The sequence below is a fragment of the Streptomyces sp. CO7 genome, assembly GCF_053474865.1.
In genome coordinates, this window is record NZ_JBRIOU010000002.1 from 528312 (window position 1) to 533078 (window position 4767).

Annotated in this window: 4 protein-coding genes and 1 pseudogene; 4 read left to right on the top strand and 1 reads right to left on the bottom strand. The window is 74.5% G+C overall.

The genetic code is table 11. The features are described 5' to 3' along the window. Positions 1-180 (top strand): annotated as a pseudogene (locus ACOV8S_RS04330) (aldehyde dehydrogenase (NADP(+))); the annotation flags it as partial. Between the two features lie 329 nt (positions 181-509). Here the strand turns inward: ACOV8S_RS04330 and ACOV8S_RS04335 are convergent. Beyond that, positions 510-2072 (bottom strand): sodium:solute symporter family protein, encoded by a 1563-nt coding sequence (locus ACOV8S_RS04335; RefSeq protein WP_448316188.1) that lies wholly within the window; start codon positions 2070-2072, stop codon positions 510-512. A 342-nt stretch (positions 2073-2414) separates the two neighbouring features. Between ACOV8S_RS04335 and ACOV8S_RS04340 the strand changes: the two genes are divergently transcribed. From ACOV8S_RS04340 to ACOV8S_RS04350, 3 genes are all read left to right on the top strand, one after another. Continuing rightward, entirely contained in the window at positions 2415-2918 is a 504-nt protein-coding gene (locus ACOV8S_RS04340) for a pyridoxamine 5'-phosphate oxidase family protein (RefSeq protein ID WP_448316189.1), read from the top strand. A 5-nt stretch (positions 2919-2923) separates the two neighbouring features. Further along, positions 2924-3856, top strand: a complete 933-nt coding sequence (locus ACOV8S_RS04345; RefSeq protein WP_448316190.1) for an alpha/beta hydrolase — start codon at positions 2924-2926, stop codon at positions 3854-3856. A gap of 52 nt (positions 3857-3908) precedes the next feature. Then, the coding region (locus ACOV8S_RS04350; RefSeq protein ID WP_448316191.1) for an SDR family NAD(P)-dependent oxidoreductase at positions 3909-4767 on the top strand (859 nt) is incomplete at its 3' end.

A 4767-nucleotide genomic window follows, 5' to 3' on the forward strand; every position in this document is an offset into this window, starting at 1 on the left:
GCCCAGCACCACGGCGGCCCCTACCCGGCCACCACCTCCACCTCCACCTCCGTCGGCGCCACGGCGATCGAGCGCTGGCTGCGGCCGGTCACCTACCAGTCCACGCCGCAGGCGCTGCTTCCGCCGGAGCTCCACGACGACAACCCGCTCGGGCTGCCGCGCCGGGTGAACGGCCGCCCCGAGACAGGCAGTTCGCGCCCCGCGCCACGCGCCGACGCGGACCTTGGCCGTGACGCGACCGCCGACGGCGCCTCGGGGGCCTGACGGCTGCCCCGGCCCTTCCCGTGGCCACCACCCGCGGCCCGGCTCCCGTACGGAGCCGGGCCGTCGGCCGTCCTGCGTCGGGCCGCCGTCAGGCGACCGGACCCTCCTCGGGTCGGACCCCTGCATGCCTCCGAGCCGCGACGGGACCCCCGCGGCGGCACCCCGGACGCGACGCGCCGCCGGCCGCCCCCGTGAGGGGACGGCCGACGGCGCGGGTGGACGGATCGGCTGCGCCCAGGGGCGGGTCAGCGGGTGACGACCGTGTCGGCGACCGCCTCGCCGTCGGACGCGGGCGGCTCGCCCTCGAACTTCGCCTCCAGCGCCAGGCGTTCGGCCTCGGTCGGGTCGCTGTTCAGGGAGTCGATCAGCGCGTCGCGCGCCGCGCTGCCCTGCGGCCGGATGAACCCGACGACCACGTACAGGGTCAGCGAGGTGAGCACCGGCAGACCGACGTTCATGGTCTGCGTGGCGTCCTCCACACCCCAGTACAGGAAGGCCCATACCGACAGGCCGCCCGCCCAGGAGGTGATCGCGGCGACCGGCCCGTGCCGCCGGAACCACGGCAGCAGACCGAGCATCAGCGGGATGGAGATCGGCCCCATCGTGGCGGCGACGATGCTCACCACCACCGTCATGATGAAGCCCTTCGGGTCGGCGAAGAGCGCGAAGGTCATACTGACCGTCACGAACGCGACCGTGGTGATCCTGGCGAACGTCAGCTGCCCCGCCTGGGTGAAGCGCCGCACCCGCGGCACCAGCACCGGCGCGAGGTCACGGGTGATCACGGCCGTGATGACGTTGGAGTCGGAGGCCACCATGGCCATCGTGTGGGAGAAGAACCCGGCGAGCAGCAGCCCGATCACGCCGGTCGGCAGCAGCGCCTGGGCGAGCATGATGTAGGACTGCTCGCCGTTCTCGATGCCGGGCACCACCAGCGGGGCCGCGATCATCGGCACGAAGAGGATGAACGGCCACACGATCCACAGCGCGCTGGAGAGCAACGCCGACCGCCTGGCCCGGGAGCCCGAGGGCGCCGCCATGTAGCGCTGCGCCAGGTTCCACATGCCGCCGTTGTACTCGAAGGTCTTGACCAGCAGGAACGCCATGATCAGCCCGGAGGTGACCGGCCCGGCGACCGGGTCGCCGTGCCCCTTCGGCAGGTCGCCCCACATCGTCCAGAGGGTCGCCACGCCGTCCAGGTGCGCGAAGAGCGCGAAGAGCATCGCGAAGCCGGCCACGGCCTGGATGACGAACTGTCCGAAGTCGGTGAGGACGTCGGCCCACAGTCCGCCGAAGGCCATGTAGAACATGGTGCAGACGCCCGTCAGCGTGATGCCCCAGCCCAGCGGGATGTCCGCGAACCCCTGCAGCAGCACGGCGATGGCGACCCACTTGGCGGCGATGTCCACCACCTTCAGGACGGCGCCGCTGTAGGCGAGGACCTGCTGGGTGGGGAGGTTGTAGCGGACGGCGAGGTAGGCCAGCGGCGAGTTGACGCCGTGCTTGGCCCGCAGCCGGTTCCAGCGCGCGGCGAAGACGAAGGCGCCGATGCCGATGCCCACGCCGATGGTGAGCGGCCACCAGAAGTAGACGGTGACGCCGTAGTCGTACGCGACCGCCGCGAAGGTGACGAACATGATCGCGCTGTAACCGGACATGTGGTGCGAGATCCCGGAGAGCCACCACGGTATGCGGCCACGGGCCGTGAAGAAGTCGGCGATCGTGTGGATGCGTTTCCTCGACCACAGGCCGATGCCGACCATCACGAAGAAGTACGCGCCCAGTACGACCCAGTCCAGTGCGGCCATCTCGGCTCCTCGCGTTCATGGACATGAATAGGGGACATGTTCTTGAATGAGTGACGTCACCGTAGGAGCGTCGTGATGGAGCGTCAATACGATGAACAGCGCGACTTTCCCCGAGTCCCGACGCCGGCGCACCGGGCGCCGCGTTCAGCAGCCTGAACGGGCCACCGGTGCCCGCGTGTCGGGTCGGCCCGGTCCATCGCCCGCCGCCGACCCCGTCGGGCCGTGGGACGTCGCGGCGGACGTGCGACGCCTTGCCCGCGGGGTGCCTAGGTCCGGCGGACGAGTCGGTCCCCGTCCTCGGTCCGGCGCGTACCGCCGCGCCCGGCGGTTAGCGTGCCGGGCATGGAGACGGTGGAGCCGCCCCGCGGCATGGAGCGACGCACGCGTGACGTCCTCGCGCGGTTCGCGGAGGAGACGGACGTGTGGGTGGCGACCGCGGACGCCCGCGGGGCGCCGTACCTGGTGCCGCTGTGGTTCGTCCGGCACGACGACTGCTTCTGGCTCGCCACCCGGCCCGCCACGCCGACCGCCCGCAATGTCCGTGCTGTCGGGTGCGTGAGGATGGCGCTGGGGGACACCCTGGACGTGGTCCTGATGGACGGGGACGCCGAGGTGCTCACCTCCTCGCGGGCGCCCGGGGCGGCGGCGGACGTGTTCAGCGACAAGACCGGCTGGGACCCGCGGAAGGACGCCAGGGAGTACGTGTGGATCCGGGTGCGGCCGCGGTCGATCGAGGCCCGCAACGGGGAGCACGAGATGGGCGGACGCTGGGTGATGCGGGACGGCGTGTGGGCGGTGGCCGCCGGGGGGACCGCTGTACGGGAGGCGGGGACGCCCGCACGGTGACCGGCATGAGGCCGGAGCGGCTGCACCCCGCGATCAGGAACCGCGTCCGCTTCCTTCCGAGCATCCCCGCCGGGCCCCTCGGGCGCAGGATCGGAAGGGCGGTGCGGGCGCGCCTGCCGGAGGCACGGCTGCCCGAAGGGGTGCCGGCCGGGACGGTCGAGGGCCTGCCCGGTGGACCGCTGCGGCTGTACACGCCCGCGCCGGGCCGGCCGCGCACCGGGGCCGCCGTGCTGTGGATCCACGGCGGCGGCCTGGTCAGTGGCGCGGCCGTGCAGGACCACCGGTGGGCGGGCCGGCTGTACGACGCGCTCGGCGTGGTCGTGGTGTCGGCCGAGTACCGCCTCGCCCCCGAACACCCCTGCCCCGTGGCCCTCGACGACTGCCACGCGGTGTGGGAGTGGCTGCTGCGGCACGCCGACGGCCTCGGCGTCGACACCGCCCGCCTCGCGGTGGGCGGCCGGAGCGCGGGCGGCGGACTGGTCGCGGCGCCGGCCCAGCGGCTCCACGACGAGGGCGGCGTCGAACCGGCCGCCCAGTGGCTGTTCTGCCCCGTGCTCGACGACCGGACCGCCGCCGACCGCACCCTCGACGCGGTCCGCCACCCCGTGTGGGACAACCGCAGCAACCGCGAGGGCCGGTCCTCCTACCTGGGCGCGGAGCCCGGCGGCCCCGGGACCCCGCGCTACGCGGTGCCCGCCCGACGCGCGGACCTCACCGGGCTGCCGCCGGCCTGGATCGGCGTCGGGGACGCCGCCCTCTTCCACCAGGAGTCCCGCGACTATGCCGCACGCCTCGAGGCGGCCGGCGTCGGCACGGTGCTCGATGTGATGCCCGGCGCCCCGCACGGCGTCGAGATGCTGGCCGGCGAGGTGCCCTGGGTGCGCGCGTGCGTACGGCGGGCCCAGGACTGGCCGGCCGGGCGGCTCACCGCGAACTGACGGGGCGTCGACGGCGGGGAACCCCTGACCTGCGCCGATCGTTCGGGCGGACGTGAACGCATCGTCATCGGCCGCCCCGGGCCGACAGCTCGCAGGCCCGCCCGTCGCCGTCGTCACCGGAGGGGCCCGGGGTCTCGGGCTCGCCCTCGCCGAGCGGTTCGCCGCCGCCGGCCACCGGGTGGTCGTCGCCGACCTCGAGGGCGAGGCGCTCCGCGCGGCCGCCGCCCGGCTCGGCGAGGACCACCTGGCCGTCGCGGCTGACGTCACCCGGCCCGAGGACACCGCCCGCCTCGCCGAGGCCGCCGTCGAGCGGTACGGGCGGCTGGACGTCTGGGTCAACAACGCCGGAGTCCTCGCCGACGGCCCGCTGGCCGAGCAGGACCCCGGCCTCGCCGCCGCCATGAGCCGCGTCAACCTCGACGGCACCGCCAACGGCTGCCGGGCGGCGCTGGGCGTGATGCTGCCGGCCGGCCGGGGCCGCATCGTCAACGTCTCCAGCCTCACCGCCCTGAAGCCGCTGGCCGGCCTGGCGCACTACAGCGCCACCAAGGCCGCCGTGGCCGCCCTCTCCGCCGCCCTCCACCGGGAGGTGAAGGGCAGCGGAGTGCGGGTGACCGCGGTGCTGCCGCACCTGCTGGACACCCCGGCCGGGTCCGGCCTGCGCGCCCGCCCCACGGCCGCGCTGCCGCCCGAGCGGGTCGCCGACGCGGTGGTACGGCTGGTCACGCGGGGCGGCCGACGGCAGTCGGTGTGCGTGCCCTGGTGGGCCGGACCGGCGCTGCGCCCTGCCGCGTTCCTGCCGGGGATGCTGCGTGACCTGCTCGACGACCTGATGCGGCTCGACGAGATCGCGCTGGGCCGCGACACCCGCCGCCGGGCGCGCTACACCGAGGAGTTGCGCGCCCGGTACG

Bases quoted from the DNA above. Each gene is read 5' to 3' on its own strand.
- ACOV8S_RS04340 (WP_448316189.1), top strand. From the start codon at position 2,415: ATGGAGACGGTGGAGCCGCCCCGCGGCATGGAGCGACGCACGCGTGAC.
- ACOV8S_RS04345 (WP_448316190.1), top strand. From the start codon at position 2,924: ATGAGGCCGGAGCGGCTGCACCCCGCGATCAGGAACCGCGTCCGCTTC.
- ACOV8S_RS04335 (WP_448316188.1), bottom strand. From the start codon at position 2,072: ATGGCCGCACTGGACTGGGTCGTACTGGGCGCGTACTTCTTCGTGATG.